16 protein-coding genes and 2 riboswitches are annotated in these 18,597 nt (G+C 70.8%); of the genes, 10 read left to right on the top strand and 6 right to left on the bottom strand.

Annotated features, from left to right (window positions below):
- On the bottom strand, nt 1-241 hold a 241-nt coding region (locus E1298_RS28580; RefSeq protein WP_207944888.1), incomplete at its 3' end, for a hypothetical protein.
- Nucleotides 242-374: 133 nt separating this feature from the next.
- Here E1298_RS28580 and E1298_RS28575 point away from each other — a divergent pair.
- Nucleotides 375-1,907: an ATP-dependent DNA ligase gene (locus E1298_RS28575; protein ID WP_131898641.1), complete on the top strand. Its 1,533-nt coding sequence runs from the start codon at nt 375-377 to the stop codon at nt 1,905-1,907.
- On the opposite strand, the gene E1298_RS28570 is transcribed toward E1298_RS28575, so the two are convergent.
- A complete protein-coding gene (locus E1298_RS28570; protein WP_243725868.1) occupies nt 1,904-2,821 on the bottom strand; it encodes a hypothetical protein in 918 nt (305 codons plus the stop codon). The two genes, E1298_RS28575 and E1298_RS28570, sit on opposite strands and share 4 nt — an antisense overlap.
- A gap of 80 nt (nt 2,822-2,901) precedes the next feature.
- Here E1298_RS28570 and cds1 point away from each other — a divergent pair, with 80 nt between their 5' ends.
- Entirely contained in the window at nt 2,902-3,999 is a 1,098-nt protein-coding gene (gene cds1 / locus E1298_RS28565) for an L-cysteine desulfhydrase Cds1 (RefSeq protein WP_131898639.1), read from the top strand.
- A 5-nt stretch (nt 4,000-4,004) separates the two neighbouring features.
- On the opposite strand, the gene E1298_RS28560 is transcribed toward cds1, so the two are convergent.
- Both E1298_RS28560 and E1298_RS28555 read right to left on the bottom strand, forming a co-directional pair.
- The gene (locus E1298_RS28560; RefSeq protein ID WP_341770655.1) at nt 4,005-5,354 is read right to left on the bottom strand and encodes a M50 family metallopeptidase; all 1,350 of its coding nucleotides are present in this window, start codon (nt 5,352-5,354) and stop codon (nt 4,005-4,007) included.
- Nucleotides 5,355-5,400: 46 nt separating this feature from the next.
- The gene (locus tag E1298_RS28555; protein WP_131898637.1) at nt 5,401-6,234 is read right to left on the bottom strand and encodes a FadR/GntR family transcriptional regulator; all 834 of its coding nucleotides are present in this window, start codon (nt 6,232-6,234) and stop codon (nt 5,401-5,403) included.
- A gap of 156 nt (nt 6,235-6,390) precedes the next feature.
- Here E1298_RS28555 and E1298_RS28550 point away from each other — a divergent pair, with 156 nt between their 5' ends.
- From E1298_RS28550 to E1298_RS28515, 8 genes are all read left to right on the top strand, one after another.
- Nucleotides 6,391-7,926 carry an amino acid permease gene (locus E1298_RS28550; protein WP_243725867.1) on the top strand — a complete coding sequence of 512 codons (1,536 nt, stop codon included), beginning with the start codon at nt 6,391-6,393 and terminating at the stop codon, nt 7,924-7,926.
- 27 nt (nt 7,927-7,953) lie between these two features.
- Nucleotides 7,954-9,309, top strand: coding sequence for a glutamine synthetase family protein (locus E1298_RS28545; protein ID WP_243725866.1), 1,356 nt, complete (start codon nt 7,954-7,956; stop codon nt 9,307-9,309).
- A gap of 35 nt (nt 9,310-9,344) precedes the next feature.
- The gene (locus E1298_RS28540) at nt 9,345-10,706 is read left to right on the top strand and encodes an aldehyde dehydrogenase family protein (protein ID WP_131898635.1); all 1,362 of its coding nucleotides are present in this window, start codon (nt 9,345-9,347) and stop codon (nt 10,704-10,706) included.
- Between the two features lie 16 nt (nt 10,707-10,722).
- Nucleotides 10,723-11,487: a 3-oxoacyl-ACP reductase gene (locus tag E1298_RS28535; protein ID WP_131898633.1), complete on the top strand. Its 765-nt coding sequence runs from the start codon at nt 10,723-10,725 to the stop codon at nt 11,485-11,487.
- 124 nt (nt 11,488-11,611) lie between these two features.
- Nucleotides 11,612-11,708: riboswitch (glycine riboswitch) on the top strand.
- A 4-nt stretch (nt 11,709-11,712) separates the two neighbouring features.
- Nucleotides 11,713-11,801: riboswitch (glycine riboswitch) on the top strand.
- Nucleotides 11,802-11,874: 73 nt separating this feature from the next.
- On the top strand, nt 11,875-12,969 hold the full coding sequence (gene gcvT, locus E1298_RS28530) for a glycine cleavage system aminomethyltransferase GcvT (RefSeq protein ID WP_131898631.1): 1,095 nt from the start codon (nt 11,875-11,877) through the stop codon (nt 12,967-12,969).
- A 20-nt stretch (nt 12,970-12,989) separates the two neighbouring features.
- Complete coding sequence (gene gcvH / locus E1298_RS28525; protein WP_131898629.1) at nt 12,990-13,379, top strand: glycine cleavage system protein GcvH; 390 nt, start codon at nt 12,990-12,992, stop codon at nt 13,377-13,379.
- Entirely contained in the window at nt 13,376-14,638 is a 1,263-nt protein-coding gene (locus E1298_RS28520; protein ID WP_131898643.1) for a serine hydroxymethyltransferase, read from the top strand. The genes gcvH and E1298_RS28520 overlap by 4 nt, the downstream gene beginning before the upstream one ends.
- A gap of 53 nt (nt 14,639-14,691) precedes the next feature.
- Nucleotides 14,692-16,065: an L-serine ammonia-lyase gene (locus tag E1298_RS28515; protein WP_131898627.1), complete on the top strand. Its 1,374-nt coding sequence runs from the start codon at nt 14,692-14,694 to the stop codon at nt 16,063-16,065.
- Between the two features lie 738 nt (nt 16,066-16,803).
- Here E1298_RS28515 and E1298_RS28510 read toward each other — a convergent pair.
- Together E1298_RS28510 and E1298_RS28505 are read right to left on the bottom strand one after the other, a co-directional pair.
- Nucleotides 16,804-17,250, bottom strand: a complete 447-nt coding sequence (locus tag E1298_RS28510; protein WP_131898625.1) for a winged helix-turn-helix transcriptional regulator — start codon at nt 17,248-17,250, stop codon at nt 16,804-16,806.
- Between the two features lie 47 nt (nt 17,251-17,297).
- Nucleotides 17,298-18,461, bottom strand: a complete 1,164-nt coding sequence (locus E1298_RS28505) for a thiolase family protein (RefSeq protein WP_131898623.1) — start codon at nt 18,459-18,461, stop codon at nt 17,298-17,300.
- Between the last annotated feature and the right edge of the window lie 136 nt (nt 18,462-18,597).

The raw sequence follows: 18,597 nt of genomic DNA, 5'->3' as shown, positions 1-18,597 counted from the left end.
CGGGCGCGGGCGTGCCGGGGTCGTCGGCCGTGGGCGTGTCCCCGGTGACGGACGGCTCGGGCGTGCGGGCGGCGCGCTCCTCGTGGCCGACGGGTGTCAGGAGGAAGACCGCCACGGCCGCCACCACGAACGACACGATCGCGATCAGCAGCGCGAGCAGCCGCGGCCTGCGCGCAGGCGCGGGACGTTCCGGCGCCGAGTAGACGCGCTGGAACGGCTCCTGCGGACGCGGAAGGCCCACTCTCCCTCCTCACCTGTCCGGCCGGCGTCTCGCCCGCGGTCCCCATACCCAAACGTCAACGTAGTCAGGCGTCCCCGTCCCGACCAACCCCCCGGCGGGATCAATTGTCAGACCGCGTGGCCACAATGGAGGGGTGCTCATCGCGGAGATCGCCCGGACGTCGGCGGCGGTGGCCGGCACCCCTGGCCGCAAGGCCAAGGTCACGGCCCTCGCCGGGTGCCTGCGCGCGGCGGCGCCGGAGGAGGCCGCGATCGTGGTCGCCTATCTGTCCGGTGAGCTGCCGCAGCGCCAGATCGGCGTGGGGTACGCCGCGCTGCGCGACGTCCCGCCCCCGGCCGCCGGGCCGTCGCTGACCGTCCTGGAGGTCGACGCCGCGTTCACCGAGATCGGCGGCGTGTCCGGGCCGGGCTCGGTCGCCCGGCGGCGCGACCTCGTCGCGGCGGTCCTGGGCCGCGCGACCAGCGCCGAGCAGGACTTCCTCATCCGGCTGCTGGCGGGCGAGCTCCGGCAGGGCGCCCTCGACGGCGTGATGGCCGAGGCGATCGCGGTCGCGGCCGGGGTCCCGGCGGCCGAGGTGCGGCGCGCGGTCATGCTGCGCGGCTCGCTCGGCCCGGTCGCCACCGCGGCCCTCGCCGAGGGCGCCGAGGGGCTGCGGGCCTTCACGCTGGAGGTCGGCCGTCCGATCAGGCCGATGCTGGCGGCGGCCGCCCCGTCCATCGACGACGCGTTCGCCAAGCTCGCCGCCGACGCCGCGGTCGAGTGGAAGCTCGACGGCATCCGCGCCCAGGTGCACGTCGCCGGCGGCGAGGTGCTGGTGTTCACCCGCACGCTCGACGACATCACCGGGCGGCTGCCCGAGGTGGTCGCGGCGGTGCGGGAGCTGCCCGTCCGCGACGCGGTGTTCGACGGCGAGCTGATCGCGCTGCGCCCCGGCGGGAGCCCCCACCCGTTCCAGGTCACGGCCGCCCGCACCGCGACCCGCACCGCCAAGGACGTCGAGCCGGTGCCGCTCGCGGTGTTCCTGTTCGACGTCCTCCACCTGGACGGCGCCGACCTGCTCGACGCGCCCGGCGCCGAACGGGACGCCGCCCTCACGAGCGTCGTCCCCGAACGGCTCCGCATGCCGCGCATCGTCACCGGCGACCCGTCCCGGGCCAAGGAGTTCTTCGACGAGGCCGTCGCGCTCGGCCACGAGGGGGTGGTGGTCAAGTCCCTCGACACCCCCTACACCGCGGGCCGCCGCGGCGCCGGATGGATCAAGGTCAAGCCCCGGCACACCCTCGACCTGGTCGTCCTCGCGGTCGAGTGGGGCCACGGCCGCCGCCAGGGGCTGCTGTCCAACCTGCACCTCGGCGCCCGCGACCCCGCGACCGGCGGCTTCGTCATGCTCGGCAAGACGTTCAAGGGCCTCACCGACGAGCTGCTCGCCTGGCAGACCGAGAAGCTCCGCGAGCTGGCCGTCCGCGAAGACTCCTGGACGGTGCACGTCCGCCCGGAGCTGGTCGTCGAGATCGCCTTCGACGGCGTCCAGCAGAGCCCGCGCTACCCGGGCGGCATCGCCCTGCGCTTCGCCCGCGTCCTGCGCTACCGCCCCGACAAGTCCGCGGCCGAAGCCGACACGATAGACACAGTCCGCGCGGTGGCCCCCGTGAAGGAAACGCCCTAGCCGTCCGTCTTCGAGCGGCGGGAGCGGGCCTTGGGGCCGCTTCTGCGGCGGGAGCGGGAGACGGCGCGGCGCTGGGCGCGGGTGGTCGCCTTGCGCTGGGCGCGGGCGATCTTGCGGCGGCGGGCGCGTTCGGCGGCGTTGCGGCGCTGGAGGAGCTCGGGCGGGATGAGGTCGTGGCGTCCGGCGATGAACTCCTGCACCCAGATCTTGGCGCGGATGAGGGGCCGCCGGAAGCGCTTCTCGTTGCGGACGGCCCGCAGGTACTTGCGCGACCCCGGGACGTACCGCCACCGTGACCAGGGCGACCCCGGACGCGCCACCCGGATCGCGCCGACGATCAGCAGGGCCGGGACGAACAGCCCGATGAGCCCCGTCCAGATCTTGCCCTTGAGCAGGGTGATGACGGCGAGCGCCAGGTTGATGACCAGGGAGGTGACGTAGACGCCGGTGAGCGCGGACGTGCCGGGATCCGGCGCGATCCCCTCGAAACCGAGCGGGCGGATGCCGAGCAGCAGCAGCCCGGTGACGGCGATGGCGACGAACACGGCGTCGAGGGACGCGCGGCCCTTCTCCGTCCAGTACACGTCGCTGAGGTGCAGGATCAGCGCGAACTCGTCCAGGACGAGGGCGGAGCCCATGCCGAAGATCACGGCCGAGATGAGGTCGAGGCCGACGTAGGGGTCCGGGACGGCCAGGCTCGACACGCCGCCCACCAGCATCAGCACGACGCCGAACACGACGTGGTGGATGTGGAGGTCCCCGGCCGTCACGTTCCTGAACCACCACCGGACGTTCGCGCGGATCAGCCGCACGTTCACGCGCGTCAGGACGAACGTGACGATGAACGCGGCGAAGAAGCCGAACAGCGGGAGCCGTCCGGTGTCCACGATGCGCTCCCTGAACAGGTCGATCATGTGCCCCCCGTGGGCACCATAATGCCCGGTGACATGCGGGGATATCGTGGTGATGGCACCGATCAAGGGGGAATGCCGCCATGAGCCGCATCGTGGACCGCTGCGATCCCGGATGCCGGGCGTGGATCGCCGAGGCCATCCGTAAGGTCGAGGCCGACGCCAACCGCAGCGCGGACACCCACCTGCACGTGTTCCCCCTGCCGCCGGAGTGGGGCATCGACCTGTACCTGAAGGACGAGTCCGTCCACCCGACGGGATCGCTGAAGCACCGGCTCGCGCGGTCGCTGTTCCTGTACGGGCTGGCGAACGGCTGGATCCGCGAGGGCACGACGATCATCGAGGCGTCCAGCGGCTCCACGGCGGTGTCGGAGGCGTACTTCGCGCGCCTGCTCGGCCTGCCGTTCGTCGCGGTGATGCCCGCGTCCACGAGCCCGGAGAAGATCGGGCTGATCGAGTTCCACGGCGGGCGCAGCCACCTGGTGGACGACCCGTCCACGATCTACGACGAGTCGCGGCGGCTGGCGGCCGAGTGCGGCGGGCACTTCATGGACCAGTTCACCTACGCCGAGCGGGCGACGGACTGGCGCGGCAACAACAACATCGCCGAATCCATCTTCGAGCAGTTGCGGCTGGAGCGGTTCCCGGAGCCGTCCTGGGTCGTGGTCGGCGCGGGCACGGGCGGCACCTCGGCGACCATCGGCCGGTACGCGCGCTACCGCCGCTTCCAGACCCGGCTGGCCGTGGTCGACCCGGAGGGCTCGGCCTTCTTCGGCTCGTTCGCCGACGAGGACCCGACCAGGACGGCCGCGGGCTCGCGCATCGAGGGCATCGGCCGCCCCCGCGTCGAGCCGTCCTTCCTGCCGACGGTGATCGACCGCATGATCCAGGTACCGGACGCGGCGTCCATCGCGGCGATGCGCTGGGCCAGCGAGGTCACCGGCCGCAGCGTAGGCGGCTCCACCGGCACCAACCTGTGGGGCGTCGCAGAACTCATCGCACAGATGCTGGCAAACGGCGAACGCGGCAGCGTGGTCACCCTGATCTGCGACGGCGGCGAACGCTACGCGGGCACCTACGGATCGGACGAATGGCTGGCCGCCCAGAACCTGGACATCCGCCCCTACACGTCCGCCCTGACCAGCTTCCTCAAAACCGGCGAACTACCCCTGACCGAGTAACCCGCTCAGCCGTTGAATCTAATCGGGTTGACGAGGTCGGCGTAGATGAGGAGGCCGCCCATGACGATCAGGACGGCGGCCATCACGTAGGTGACGGGCAGGGCCTTGGCGACGTCCACGTAGCCGGGGTCGGGCTTGCGGAACACCCGGGCGAACGCCTTCTTGAGCGCCTCCAGCAGGGCGCCGGCGATGTGGCCGCCGTCCAGTGGCAGCAGCGGGACGAGGTTGAACAGCCCGACCGCGAGGTTCAGCGAGCCGAGCAGCATCACGAAGTAGGCGACCTTCTCGGTGCCGGTGAGGGTGTCGGAGGCGGCCACGTCGCCGCCGATGCGGCTGACGCCGACGACGCCGACCGGGCCGTTGGGGTCGCGCTCCTTGCCGCTGAACGCCGCGTTCCAGATGCCGACCATCTTCTGCGGCATGCGGAGCAGCGCGGTTCCGGTGCGCTTGGTGAGGTCGCCCATCGTGGTCGCGACGGCGCCGGGGCCTTGGCGCTCCAGTTCGCGGGTGGGCGTGATGCCGAGGAACCCCACCTCGACGATCTTGTCCTGGTCCTTCAGGTCGTACATCTTGTTGCGGGTGATCGGGACGTTGAGCGGCAGGTTCCTGCCGTTGCGCTGGACGACGACGGGCACGGTGCGTCCGCCGGAGCCGCGGATCAGCTCCTGCAGCTCGCGGTAGTCGTCGATGGGCTTGCCGTCGAAGGAGGCGATGCGGTCGCCCTCGCGGAGCCCGACCTGCCTGGCCGGGGTGAGGGCGGCGTTCGGCGGGCACTTGCCGACGTCGGCCTGGCTCGCCGGGACCATGCAGTCCGACACGCGGTTGATCACCGGCTGCTGCTCCTGGACGCCGAGGCCCATCAGCAGGATCGCGAAGAACACGACCGAGAGGATCAGGTTCATGGCGGGGCCGCCGAACATGATCAGCAGCTTCTGCCACCACTTCTTGGCGTAGAACACGCGGTCCTCGTCGCCGGGCCTGACCTCCTCCAGCGCCGCGCCGCGCGCGGACTCGATGAGGCCCTGCCAGGGGCCGGTGCTGACCTGGCGGACCTGGCCGGGGGCGTCGCCCTTGCGCGGCGGCAGCATCCCGATCATCCGGATGTAGCCGCCGAGCGGGATCCACTTCACCCCGTACTCGGTCTCGCCCTTGCGCCGGGACCACATCGTGGGCCCGAACCCGACCATGAACTGCGTCGTCCGGACCCGGAACAGCTTGGCGAACGAGAAGTGCCCCAGCTCGTGCAGCGCGATGGACGCCAGCAGGCCGAGGAACAGGATCAGTACTCCCGCCAGCCAGCCCATGCGTGACGCCCTCCGGTCGTGCACCCCGCCCCGGGGGGTGGTCTCCAGCAATCCCCACAGGGTACGTCACCGATCCTCGGTTCCGCTCATGACCGCGCTAGCCGAGGAAGCCGCGCAGCAAGGCCGCGGTGCCCTCCAGATGCTCGGCCACGGCGCGCCGCGCGGCCTCCGGATCCCCGGCGAGGACGGCGTCGACGATGGCGGCGTGCTGGACGGCGGCGTGCTCGATATTGCGGCCCAGCACGGGGATGGCGTTGAGCAGGTCGGTGACGCGCATCCGCGCGTCCGCGCAGGCCGCCGAGAGCAGCGCGGACCCGGTCATCTCGGCGATCGTGAGGTGGAAGAGGGTGTCGAGGCGCCGGTACTCGTCGGGCCCGGCGGCGTTCAGCTCGGCGAGGCGGGCCTTCAGCTGGGCGCGCTGCCGTCCGGTGAGGGGGGTGGTCGCCAGGATCTGGGCGGCGCCGGTCTCCACGGCCATCCGGAAGGTGAGCGTGTCGTTCAGTCCGTCGCCCATCTCGGCCAGGGCGCGTCTCAGGTCGGCCTGCCGTGGCTTGGGACGCCGGTAGGTGACGAACGTCCCGCCGAAACGCCCCCGCCGCGACTCAACGAACCCCTCTTGCTGGACGACCCGGATCGCCTCCCGAAGCGTCACACGGCTGACGCCGAGGAGCGGGGCCAGCTCCCGCTCGGGCGGAAGCCGATCGCCGCGGGCCACGACGCCCAGCTTGATCGCCTGAAGGAGCCGCTCGACGGTCTCCTCGAACGCGTTCCCGGTACGGACAGGCCGGAAGATCGCCGCAGCGGCCAGATCCGGAAGCTCGGATTCCCCCCCGAGATCCTCAACCTCACCACCCGCAGCGGACGCGGGCTCGGGCGTGGCGGGCGTGGCCGCGGGCTCAGGCTCGGGCCCGGGCGGCTCTGCAGGGAGCATGACCGTCCTTTGGTCCGCGGGAGTCTCGGGCTCCACGTTACAGGTGCGTTTCGTCGCGATCAGGGTCTTGACGAGGCCCCCTCCGCAAACATTAATGGTCTGACATTAGTCCGTTGCGGCTATGTCGAAACCCCCCAGGGAAGCGAGGAGGTGCTCGTGAGCGTCGACGAGCACAAGGCATCCGCCGGCCCCGACCCCATGTCCGACGACGAGCAGCGGCTGCACGAGCTGGGCTACGCCCAGGAGCTCAGCCGGTCCATGTCCGGTTTCTCCAACTTCGCGGTCTCGTTCACCATCATCTCGGTGCTGTCGGGCTGCCTGACCTCCTACACCATCGGCCTCAAGGGCGGCGGGCCCGTCGTCATCACGTGGGGCTGGCTCGGCGTCGGCGGCATGACCCTGCTGGTCGCGCTCGCCATGGCCGAGGTGTGCTCCAGCTACCCGACCGCGGGCGGCCTCTACTACTGGGCGGCCAAGCTGGCCAAGTCGAACGGCCCGGCGTGGTCGTGGTTCACCGGCTGGTTCAACTTCATCGGCCAGGTCGCCGTGACGGCGGCCATCGTCTACGGCTCGGCGGCGTTCCTGAACCCGCTGCTCGACCTGCAGTTCGGGTACGGCGTCACGCTCGGCCACACGTTCACGCTGTTCACGGTCCTGCTGGTCGTGCACGCCCTGCTCAACCAGTTCGGCGTCAAGCTCGTGTCGCTGCTGAGCAGCGTCAGCGTGTGGTGGCACGTGATCGGCGTGGCGGTCGTGGTGGGCGTGCTGGCGTTCAAGCCGTCCCACCACCAGTCCGCGGGGTTCGTCTTCTCGGAGTTCGTGAACGAGACAGGCTGGCAGTACGGGGCGTACGCGGCGCTGATCGGCCTGCTGCTGTCGCAGTACACGCTGACCGGGTACGACGCGTCCGCGCACATGACCGAGGAGACCCGCGACGCGGCGCGGTCCGGGCCGAGGGGCATCGTCAACTCGGTGCTGATCTCGGTGGGCGCGGGCTGGGTGCTGCTGCTCGGCGTCACGTTCGCCATCCAGGACTACGCCAAGTCCGTGGAGGGCGGCCCCGCCGAGATCTTCATCGCCTCCACCGGCGAGACGGTCGGCAAGCTGCTGATCCTCGTCTCGTTCGGCGCGCAGTTCTTCTGCGGCATGTCGTCGGTGACGGCCAACTCGCGGATGATCTACGCCTTCTCGCGGGACGGCGCGCTGCCGCTGTCCGGGCTCTGGCACCGGATCAACAAGCGCAGCCGGACGCCCACCAACGCCATCTGGCTGGCCGCGGGCGGCGCGTTCGTGCTGGCGCTGCCCGCGATCTGGAACCTCACCGCCTACCTGGCGGTGACCTCGGTCGCGGTCGTCGGCCTCTACATCGCCTACGTGATCCCGACGTTCCTGCGGCTGCGGCAGGGCGCGGACTTCACACCGGGGCCGTGGAGCCTCGGCCGCTGGAGCAGGCCCATCGGCGTGCTGGCCGTGCTCTGGGTCGTCGTCATCTCCGTCCTGTTCATGCTGCCGCCGGCGAACCCGATCAACAAGGACAGCTTCAACTACGCGCCCGTCGCGATCCTGGTCGTGCTGGGCGGCGCCGGCCTCTGGTGGGTGCTGTCGGCCCGCAGGTGGTTCACCGGCCCGAAGGTGCAGGGCAGCGCCGAGGAACTCGCCGCCATCGAGCAGGAGCTCAAGTCGCTCGGCTGACGCCGACACGTGAAGGAGACCGCAACCGTGACCACATCGCTCACCCTCGACGAGCTGCGCCGGGAGGCGACGGCGGGCCGCGTCGACACCGTGATCGTCGCGATCACCGACATGCAGGGACGCCTCCAGGGCAAGCGGCTCTCGTCCCGCTTCTTCCTGGAGGAGGTCGCCGGGCACGGCTCGGACGGCTGCAACTACCTGCTGGCCGTGGACGTCGACATGAACACGGTGGACGGCTACGCCATGTCGTCCTGGGAGCGGGGCTACGGCGACTTCGTCATGCGCCCCGACCTTGGAACGCTCCGGCGGATCCCGTGGCAGGAGGGCGCGGTGCTGGTCCACGCCGACATCGTCTGGGAGGACGGCTCGGACGTCGCGGCCTCGCCCCGGCAGATCCTCCGGCGGCAGGTGGAGCGCCTCGCCGAACGCGGCTGGGCCGCCTTCGCCGGGACGGAGCTGGAGTTCATCGTCTACCAGGACACCTACGAGGACGCCTGGCGGAAGGCGTACCGGGGCCTCACCCCGGCCAACCACTACAACGTGGACTACTCGCTGCTCGGCGGCTCCCAGGTGGAGCCGCTGCTGCGGCGGATCCGCAACGGCATGACCGGCGCCGGGATGTACGTGGAATCGGCCAAGGGCGAATGCAACCTCGGCCAGCACGAGATCGCGTTCCGCTTCGACGAGGCCCTGGCCACGTGCGACAACCACGTCCTCTACAAGACCGGGGCCAAGGAGATCGCCGGCCAGGACGGCATGTCGATCACCTTCATGGCCAAGCCCAACGAGCGCGAGGGCAACTCCTGCCACATCCACCTCTCGCTCCGCGCCGCCGATGGAAGCCCCGTGCTGGCGGGGGACGGACCGCACGGCCTGTCTCCCGCCGGGGAGCACTTCATCGCCGGGCAGCAGGCGTGCCTGCGCGACCTCACCCTCCTGTACGCGCCCAACATCAACTCCTACAAGCGCTACCAGCCGGGCTCGTTCGCCCCGACGGCGATCAAATGGGGCGTGGACAACCGCACCTGCGCCCTCCGCCTCGTCGGGCACGGCCCGTCCCTGCGCATCGAGAACCGCGTGCCCGGCGGCGACGTCAACCCGTACCTGGCCGTGTCCGCCATGATCGCCGCGGGGCTGCACGGCATCGAGAACGAACTGCCGCTGGAAGAGCCCCACGTCGGCAACGCCTACGCCACCGACGCCCCCACCGTCGTCGGAACCCTCCGCGACGCCGCCGCCGACTGGGCCGACAGCTCCCTGGCCCTGGACGCATTCGGAAAGGAAGTGGTCGACCACTACACCAACTACGCGCGCGTCGAACTGGACGCCTACGACCGAGCCATCACCGACTGGGAAATGTTCAGAGGCTTCGAAAGATTGTGATCCGTTAGGCCGTTTTGGAGAAAGGAGGGTGTGAGATGTTTTTCGCGGTTGTTGATCCGGCTACTGAGGTGGTCGTTGAGAGGGTGGCGCTGGCTTCTGTTGAGGAGACCGACTGGGTTGTGGAGCGTGCCAAGCGGGCGTTTCCCGCTTGGCGGGATTTGGCGGCTGGGGAGCGGGGACGGTTGTTGCGGGCGTTCGCCGAGCGGGTGGACGCCTGCCTGGACGAGCTGGCGGCGTTGGAGGTTCGCAACGCCGGGCATCCGGTGGGGCAGGCCCGCTGGGAGGCCGGCAATCTGCGGGACGTCCTGCATTACTATGCCGCGGCGCCGGAGCGGCTTTTGGGGCAGCAGATTCCCGTTCCGGGCGGGTTGAACGTCACTTTCGCCGAGCCGCTCGGGGTGGTGGGGGTGATCGTGCCGTGGAACTTCCCCATGCCGATCATGGGGTGGGGGACGGCCCCGGCGCTCGCGGCGGGGAACACGGTGATCGTCAAGCCCGCCGAGCTGACGCCGCTGACCGCCCGGCGGGTCGGTGAGCTGGCGCTGGAGGCGGGGATCCCGGAGGGCGTCGTCCAGGTGCTGCCGGGCGCGGGGACGGTGGCGGGGCGGCGGCTCGTCGAGCATCCGGACGTTCGCAAGATCGTCTTTACCGGCTCCACTCGGGTCGGCAAGGAGATCATGGCGGCGTGCGCGCCGAGCGTGAAGCGGCTGACGCTGGAGCTCGGAGGAAAGAGCGCCAATATCGTCTTCGCGGACGCGGATCTGGAGAAGGCCGCCGCCACCGCGCCTTATGCGGTCTTCGAGAACGCCGGGCAGGATTGCTGTGCCCGGTCTCGCATTCTTGTTCAGCGGCCCGCGTACGACCGGTTCCTCGAACTGCTCGAACCGGCCGTTCAGGGGGTTGTCGTCGGCGATCCGCGCGATCCCAAGACCGAGGTGGGGCCGCTGATCAGCGCCGCCCATCGGGATCGGGTCGCCGCGTATGTTCCGGAGGACGCGCCCGTGGTGATCCGTGGGTCCATGCCCGAGGGGCCCGGGTTCTGGTTCGCGCCCACCGTGCTCGCGTCTTCTGATTACGCGGCGCTTCCGGCTTGGCACGATGAGGTCTTCGGACCTGTGGTCACCGTTGTTCCGTTCGAGGACGAGGCGGACGCGGTCCGAATGGCCAATGACACCCCTTATGGGCTGTCCGGCTCGATCTGGACTCGGGATGTGGGGTGCGCTCTGCGGACATCACGCGCCGTCCAGGCGGGGAACCTTTCGGTGAACTCGCACTCGTCCGTCCGCTATTGGACGCCGTTCGGCGGGTTCAAGCAGTCCGGTCTCGGACGTGAACTGGGGCCGGACGCGCTCGACGCGTTCACCGAGACCAAGAACGTCTTCATCGCCTCCGAATAGACATGGAGTGACCCCTATGCAGCGTCTGGAAGGCCGTGTGGCCGTCGTGACCGGTGGAGCCAGCGGAATCGGGCTCGCCACCGCGCGCCGCTTCGCCGAGGAGGGTGCGGTGGTCGTCATCGCCGACGTGGACGAGGCCGCCGGGAAGCCGGCCGCCGATCAGGTGGACGGCCTCTTCGTCAAGGCGGACGTGACGAGCGAGGACGATGTCCGGGCCCTCTACAGGACGGTCCAGGACGCCTACGGGCGCATTGACGTCGCCTTCAACAACGCGGGCATCTCCCCGCCCGACGACGACTCCATCTTGGAGACCGGGCTGGACACCTGGAGGCGCGTCCAGGACGTCAACCTCACCAGCGTGTATCTGTGCTGCAAGCACGTCATCCCCTACATGCTCGAACGCGGGAAGGGCTCGATCGTCAACACCGCCTCGTTCGTGGCGGTGATGGGGGCGGCGACGTCCCAGATCTCCTACACCGCGTCCAAGGGCGGCGTGCTGGCGATGTCGCGGGAGCTGGGTGTGCAGTTCGCGCGTCAGGGCATCCGCGTGAACGCCCTGTGCCCCGGGCCGGTCAACACGCCGTTGCTCCAAGAGCTGTTCGCCAAGGACCCGGAGCGGGCCGCCCGCCGTCTCGTGCACGTTCCGGCGGGCCGGTTCGCGGAGGCGTCCGAGATCGCCGCGGCCGTGGCCTTCCTGGCCTCGGACGACGCGTCCTTCATCACGGCGTCGGAGTTCCTGGTGGACGGCGGCATCTCCGGCGCCTACGTGACCCCGCTGTAGGGCGGGCCGCTACCGCGCTCCGGGCGTGCGTGAAGTCGCTCTCCGCCTCCCCCGCGCCCCGGTGAGCGGGGGTCGCGACGGGTGGTCGCGGAGCGTTGCCGCTGCTAGCCTGGCGGTCAGCCGATGATCCCGTGCGGGAGAGTGCCCTCGCCGCCAGCGAGGGACGCCGAAGGAGCAAATCCTCCCCGGAACCTCTCAGGCCCACGGACCGCACGGACCAGGCGACCTCTGGAAAGCGGGGACACGGTCCCCCGCCGAAGGTGAAAGCCCGCGCGCGGCAGGCGGGTGAAACTCTCAGGCGCCGATGACAGAGGGGGAGGCACCGAGACGCCCGGTGCGCGAGTGGGACGATGGACCACGCGCGCCCGCGACGAAGGAGCCGAACCCATGTCCGCCGACCCCACCGCGAAGAAGACGCCGCTGCACGATGTCCACCAGGACCTCGGCGCGAACCTCGTCGGCTTCGCGGGCTATCTCATGCCGCTGCGCTACACGAGCGAGACCGCCGAGCACCAGGCCGTCCGCACGGCCGCCGGGCTCTTCGACCTGTCCCACATGGGAGAGATCCTCCTCACCGGGCCGGCCGCGGGCGCCGCGCTCGACTACGCGCTGGTCGGCAACCTGTCCCCGATGGCGGTGGGCAAGGCCCGCTACACGATGATCTGCGGCCACGACGGCGGCGTGCTGGACGACCTGATCGTCTACCGGCTCGCGGACGAGACCTGGATGGTCGTCGCGAACGCCGCCAACGCCGCGACCGTCCGCGACGCCCTGATCGAGCGCGCGGCGGACTTCGACACCATCGTGGACGACCGGTCCGACTCGTACGCGCTGATCGCCCTGCAAGGCCCGCGCTCCCAGGCGATCCTGGAGGGGTTCACCGGGGCACCGCTCGCCGACCTGAGGTACTACGCGATCCTCGCGGACAAGGTCGCCGGAGTCGACGCGCTCGTCGCCCGCACCGGGTACACCGGCGAGGACGGTTTCGAGCTGTTCGTCGACTCCGCCGACGCCGTCCGGCTGTGGGGGGAGCTGGTCAAGGTCGACGGCGTCGTCCCGGCGGGGCTCTCGGCCCGCGACACCCTCCGCCTGGAAGCGGGCATGGCCCTGTACGGCAATGAGCTGACCACCGAGACCACGCCGTTCGAGGCGGGTCTCGGCCGCGTGGTCAAGCTGGACAAGACCGTCGATTTCGTCGGCAAGGCGGCCCTGGCGGCGCAGGCGCAGACCCCGGCGGGCCGTAGGCTCGTCGGACTGGTGGCACAGGGGCGTCGCGCGCCGCGTCAGGGGTACGAGGTCGTCGCGTCCGACGGCACGCCGTGCGGGATCGTGACGAGCGGCGCCCCGTCGCCGACACTGGGCAGGCCGATCGCCATGGCCTACCTCGACAGCGGGGTCGGGGAGACCGGCCTGGCCGTGGACGTCCGCGGCAGGCGGGAACCGGTCGACGTGGTCGCCCTGCCGTTCTACAAGCGTTCCTGAGATCTGGAGAGAGAAGAATCGTGAGCGTTCCGGAGCAGCTCCGCTACAGCGAAGAGCACGAGTGGGTCGCCGGCCTCGGAGGCGAGGACGGCATCGTCACGGTCGGCATCACCGCCCACGCCGCCGACGCCCTCGGCGAGATCGTCTACATCGAGCTGCAGCCCGGCGAGGGCGACACCGTGGAGGCGGGCGAGCCCTGCGGCGAGGTGGAGTCGACCAAGTCGGTCAGCGACCTCTACTCCCCCGTCAGCGGCGAGGTCACCGCGATCAACACCGCGGTCGTGGACGAGCCGAAGGTCATCAACGACGACCCGTACGGCGAGGGCTGGATCTTCAAGGTCCGCGTCTCGGAGGAGCCGGGCGACCTGCTCGACCCCGAGGCATACGACAAGCTGATCGAGGAGGGCTGACCGTGGGCCTGTACGACCCGCTCGCCACGGCCGACCCGGAGGTCGCCGAGGCCGTCGCCGCCGAGCTGCGGCGGCAGCAGGACACCCTCGAAATGATCGCGTCGGAGAACTTCGCGCCCGTCTCGGTGCTGGAGGCGCAGGGCTCGGTCCTGACCAACAAGTACGCCGAGGGCTACCCCGGCAGGCGCTACTACGGCGGCTGCGAGTACGTGGACGTCACCGAGCAGCTGGCCATCGACCGGGCGAAGGAGCTGTTCGGCGCCGAGCACGCCAACGTCCAGCCGCACAGCGGCGCCCAGGCCAACACGGCCGTCTACTTCGCGCTCCTCCAGCACGGCGACACGATCCTCGGCCTCGACCTGGCGCACGGCGGGCACCTCACCCACGGCATGCGGCTGAACTACTCGGGCAAGACGCTGAACGTGGTGCCCTACCACGTCCGCGCCGAGGACGGCCTGGTCGACATGGACGAGGTCGCCGCGCTCGCCGCCGAGCACCGTCCCAAGATGATCGTGGCGGGCTGGTCGGCGTACCCGCGGCAGCTCGACTTCCCGGCGTTCCGCGAGGTCGCCGACTCGGTCGGGGCGGTGCTCCTGGTCGACATGGCGCACTTCGCCGGGCTGGTGGCCGCGGGCCTGCACCCCTCCCCCGTCCCGCACGCCGACATCGTCACCACGACGACGCACAAGACGCTCGGCGGCCCGCGCGGCGGCCTGATCCTCGCCCGCGAGGAGTACGGCAAGAAGATCAACTCCGCGGTCTTCCCCGGCCTGCAGGGCGGCCCGCTGGAGCATGTGATCGCGGCCAAGGCGGTGGCCCTCAAGATCGCCGCCTCGGACGAGTTCAGGGAGCGCCAGGCCCGCACCATCGAGGGCGCCCGCATCCTCGCCGAGCGCCTGCTCGCCGAGGACTCGGCCAAGGCCGGCGTGAAGGTCCTCACCGGCGGGACGGACGTCCACCTCGTCCTGGTCGACCTGGTGGACTCCGAGCTCACCGGGCGCGACGCCGAGGACCGGCTGCACGAGATCGGCATCACGGTCAACCGCAACGCCGTCCCGAACGACCCCCGCCCGCCGATGGTCACCTCCGGCCTGCGGATCGGGACGCCCGCCCTGGCGACCCGCGGCTTCACCGCCGGGGACTTCACCGAGGTGGCCGACGTCATAGCGCTGGCGCTCCAGCCGGGCTTCGACCGGGACGCCCTGGCGGCCCGGGTCACGGCCCTGGCCGGCAAGCACCCCCTGTACCCCACCCTGTGACTCCGTGCGCCCCCTCCTCCGCGGAGGGGGCGCACGCTACAACGAGGTAGCACATGGCCATCAGCGTTTTCGACCTTTTCAAGATCGGCATTGGCCCGTCCTCCTCCCACACCGGCGGGCCCATGGCCGCGGCGCACCGCTTCGCGCGAGGCCTGGACCGTGACAGCCTGCTGGAGAAGACCGCGACCGTCCACACCGTCCTGTACGGCTCCCTCGGCCTCACCGGAAAGGGCCACGGCAGCGACAAGGCCGTGATCCTCGGCCTGGAGGGCGACAAGCCCGAGCTGGTCGATGTCGACCAGGTGGACGACCGCCTGGCCGCGATCCGCGAGCGCGGCACCCTCACCCTCTACCACGACCACGAGATCCCGTTCGTCGTCAACGAGCACCTGGTCTTCGAGCGCAAGGAGTCGCTCCCCGGCCATCCGAACGGCATGCGGTTCAGCGCGTTCGACGCGTCCGGGAACGAGCTGCGCTCCCGCGTCTACTACTCGGTCGGCGGCGGCTTCATCGTGGACGAGAACGCCACGGGCGCCGACCGCATCAAGCCCGACGACACCGTCCTGCCGTACCGCTTCGACACCGCCGCCGAACTGCTCGAACGCTGCCGCGAGACCGGCCTGTCCATCTCCGCGCTGATGATGGAGAACGAGAAGGCGTTCGGCCGCGGCCCGCAGGAGATCCGCGAGAACCTGCTGAAGCTCTGGGACGTGATGCGCGCCTGCGTGACGCGCGGCTGCACTCGCGAAGGGCTGCTGCCGGGCGGCCTCAAGGTCCGCCGCCGCGCCCCCCAGCTGCACCGCCAGCTCTCCGCCGAGAAGGCGTCCGACCCCCTCCACGCCATGGACTGGGTGACCCTGTTCGCGCTGGCCGTCAACGAGGAGAACGCCGCGGGCGGACGGATCGTCACCGCCCCCACCAACGGCGCCGCCGGCATCGTCCCCGCCGTCCTGCACTACTACGACCGGTTCGTCCCGGGCCGCGACGACGAGGGCGTCGTCCGCTTCCTCCTCACGGCGGGCGCGATCGGCGTGCTGTTCAAGCAGAACGCGTCCATCTCCGGCGCCGAGGTCGGCTGCCAGGGCGAGGTCGGCTCCGCCTGCTCGATGGCCGCCGCCGGCCTCACCGAGGTCCTCGGCGGCACCCCCGAGCAGGTCGAGAACGCGGCGGAGATCGGCATCGAGCACAACCTGGGCCTCACCTGCGACCCCGTCGGCGGCCTCGTCCAGGTCCCGTGCATCGAGCGCAACGCGATCGGCGCCATCAAGTCGATCAGCGCCACCCGCCTGGCGCTGCGCGGCGACGGCCGCCACTTCGTGTCCCTCGACAAGGCCATCAAGACCATGCGCGACACCGGCCGCGACATGCTCGATAAATACAAGGAAACCTCCCGCGGCGGCCTGGCCGTCAACGTCATCGAATGCTGACCCCGGAGGACACGACGTCCGGCGCCGGGAAAGAACCCGCCAGGTGAACGAAGCTGATGGCGCGGGAGCCACAGGAGCCCGTCGTCCGGTTCGCGGGCCTGGAGGCCCTGCCCTAGCGAGCCGTAATTCCACGGTGCCGTACGTGACCTGACCGAGCGCCTCGACGAGACGTCCGTCCACCGGCTGTCGACGTGCTGCGGCGTACCCGCAACGCCGTCGTACCGCCCCCGCCCCGCCCCGCGCCGGAGGCCCGGCGCCGGGGCTTCCTGGCCGCGTCCCCAGGCGTCCCAGTTCCTCGCGGCCGATGTGCTCGACGGCGTCCGGGTCCGTCCCAGAGCGCGTCGACGACCAGGGCGGCTCACGCCAGAAGGCGAACGGCTCGCGTCAGAGCGCGGGTGGCGCGGGCCAAGAGGCCCGGAAACTCGCGTCAAGGTGCAGCGGTCGAGGCAGTAGCGAACGTTCAACCCGGTCTAGGCGGCGACGGCTCACGTCAGGGGCGCGCGGGGCAAAGGCGGACGGCTCGTCCCAGGGCAGGGGCTCGGGCCGCAAGAGGTGGCTCGGGGCGCGCGGTTGGGGTTAGGGCGTTTCTAATGGATCTACATTCTGTTGCGCGACGCCAAGGCACGCACCTCGCCGCGTTGTCGTCGGTCAACAGCCCACCAGGCTGCCTCCCTCCTCCGCCTTACGATGCACGCACCTGGACACCGCTCACGACGAACAAGACCCATAAGAAGCGTCCTAGGTGGTCAGGGCGCCGCGTCCGGTTGGGGAGTGGGCACCGATGCGGGCCTCGTTGCCGCAGTGGCGGCAGACCACCAGCGGGCTCACGGACTCGCCGCACGAGTGCTGCCAGCGGACGGGCGGGTCGTCCGGGTGCAGGTGCCGGTCCCCCCACCGCATCAGGACGAGCAGGACGTCGCACAGCTCCAGGCCCGAGGGCGTGAGGTGGTATTCGTAGCGCACCGGGTGGTCGCTGTAGCGCTCGCGGCGGATGATGCCGTTCGACTCCAGCTTGCGCAGGCGGGCGGTGAGGATGTCGCGGGAGGCACCCGTGTTGTGGACGATCTGGTCGAACCGCCGCACGCCGTAGCTGAGCTCGCGGATCGCCAGCAGGCTCCACCGCTCGCCGACCAGGTCCAGGGTGTCGGCGATCGAGCACTCGCGTGGCTCGGCGTCCTTCGGCATACCGGGAAGCCTAGTCGCCGATCCGGACGGACCTGCCCGGCGCACGATCAGAGCCTCTCTATCACGGTGGCGTTGGCCAGTCCCCCGGCTTCGCACATGGTCTGCATTCCGTACCGTCCACCGCGGTCTTCCAGGGCGTGGAGCAGCGTGGTCATGATGCGGACCCCGCTGGCGCCGAGCGGGTGGCCGATGGCGATCGCGCCGCCGCGCACGTTGACACGGGCGAGGTCGGCGCCGGTCTCCCGCTGCCAGGCGAGGACGACCGGGGAGAACGCCTCGTTCACCTCGAACAAGTCGATGTCGGACAGGTCCAGGCCGGCCCGTCCGAGCACCTTCTCCGTCGCGGGGATGATCGCCGTCAGCATCAGCAGCGGGTCGTCGCCGGTCACGGCGAACGCGTGGAACCGGGCGCGCGGCCGCAGCCCGAGACGGTCGGCGACGTCCGCCCCCATGACCAGCACGGCCGCGGCGCCGTCGTTGATCGGGGAAGCGTTGCCCGCCGTCACCCTCCAGGCGATCTCGGGGAACCGCTCGGCCGTCCGCTCGTCGTAGTACGCGGGCTTGAGCACGGCGAGGATCTCGGGCGAGGTCCCTGGACGGACGGTCTCGTCCCGCTGTCCCGTCCAGGCGACCTCGCGGTCGAACTCGCCGTTCTTCCACGCCTCCGCCGCGCGCCGGTGCGACTCGTAGGCGTACGCGTCGAGCTGTTCGCGCGAAAGGTCCCACTTCGCGGCGATCAGCTCCGCGCTGATGCCCTGCCCCACCAGGCCGTCCGGGTATCGCCCGGCGAGCATCGGCCCGAACGGGTCGCTGCCGGGCAGCACGCTCGACCCCATCGGCACCCGCGACATCGACTCGACGCCGCACGCGATCACGATGTCGTACGCGCCGGACTGCACGCCCTGCGCGGCGATGTGCAGCGCCTGCTGGGACGAGCCGCACTGCCGGTCGACGGTCATGGCGGGCACGTGCTCGGGGAACCCGGCGGCGAGGACGGCCGTCCGGGTGAGGTTGAGGGCCTGGTCGCCTGCCTGGGTGACGACGCCGCCGATGACGTCGTCCACCTGCGCGGGGTCGACGCCCGCCCGCTCGACGAGCGACTTCAGCGTGCGTGCGAGGAGGTCGGCCGGATGGTCGGCGTGGAGCGCCCCGCCCGGCTTGCCCTTGCCCACCGGAGTGCGCACCGCCTCCACGATCACCGCGTCCCGCATGACCCACCTCCATCTGTTTTTCCAACCCGCCCTCGAAGTATCGACCCATCGAGTTGGAAATCACAACCCACTAGAGGCGTAACCCTACTCACATAGCCGCACACCCCGCCAAGCCGCCGCCCGGCCCCCGGCGCCG

The sequence above is a fragment of the Actinomadura rubrisoli genome, from assembly GCF_004349215.1.
GTDB classification, from domain to species: domain Bacteria; phylum Actinomycetota; class Actinomycetes; order Streptosporangiales; family Streptosporangiaceae; genus Spirillospora; species Spirillospora rubrisoli.
This window is presented reverse-complemented; position numbering and strand designations above follow the sequence as displayed.

Coding starts and splice junctions, on each gene's coding strand:
- E1298_RS28540 (WP_131898635.1), top strand. CDS start 9,345: ATGTTTTTCGCGGTTGTTGATCCGGCTACTGAGGTGGTCGTTGAGAGG.
- E1298_RS28515 (WP_131898627.1), top strand. CDS start 14,692: ATGGCCATCAGCGTTTTCGACCTTTTCAAGATCGGCATTGGCCCGTCC.
- E1298_RS28535 (WP_131898633.1), top strand. CDS start 10,723: ATGCAGCGTCTGGAAGGCCGTGTGGCCGTCGTGACCGGTGGAGCCAGC.
- gcvT (WP_131898631.1), top strand. CDS start 11,875: ATGTCCGCCGACCCCACCGCGAAGAAGACGCCGCTGCACGATGTCCAC.
- E1298_RS28555 (WP_131898637.1), bottom strand. CDS start 6,234: ATGCTCCCTGCAGAGCCGCCCGGGCCCGAGCCTGAGCCCGCGGCCACG.
- cds1 (WP_131898639.1), top strand. CDS start 2,902: ATGAGCCGCATCGTGGACCGCTGCGATCCCGGATGCCGGGCGTGGATC.
- E1298_RS28510 (WP_131898625.1), bottom strand. CDS start 17,250: ATGCCGAAGGACGCCGAGCCACGCGAGTGCTCGATCGCCGACACCCTG.
- E1298_RS28570 (WP_243725868.1), bottom strand. CDS start 2,821: ATGATCGACCTGTTCAGGGAGCGCATCGTGGACACCGGACGGCTCCCG.
- E1298_RS28505 (WP_131898623.1), bottom strand. CDS start 18,461: ATGCGGGACGCGGTGATCGTGGAGGCGGTGCGCACTCCGGTGGGCAAG.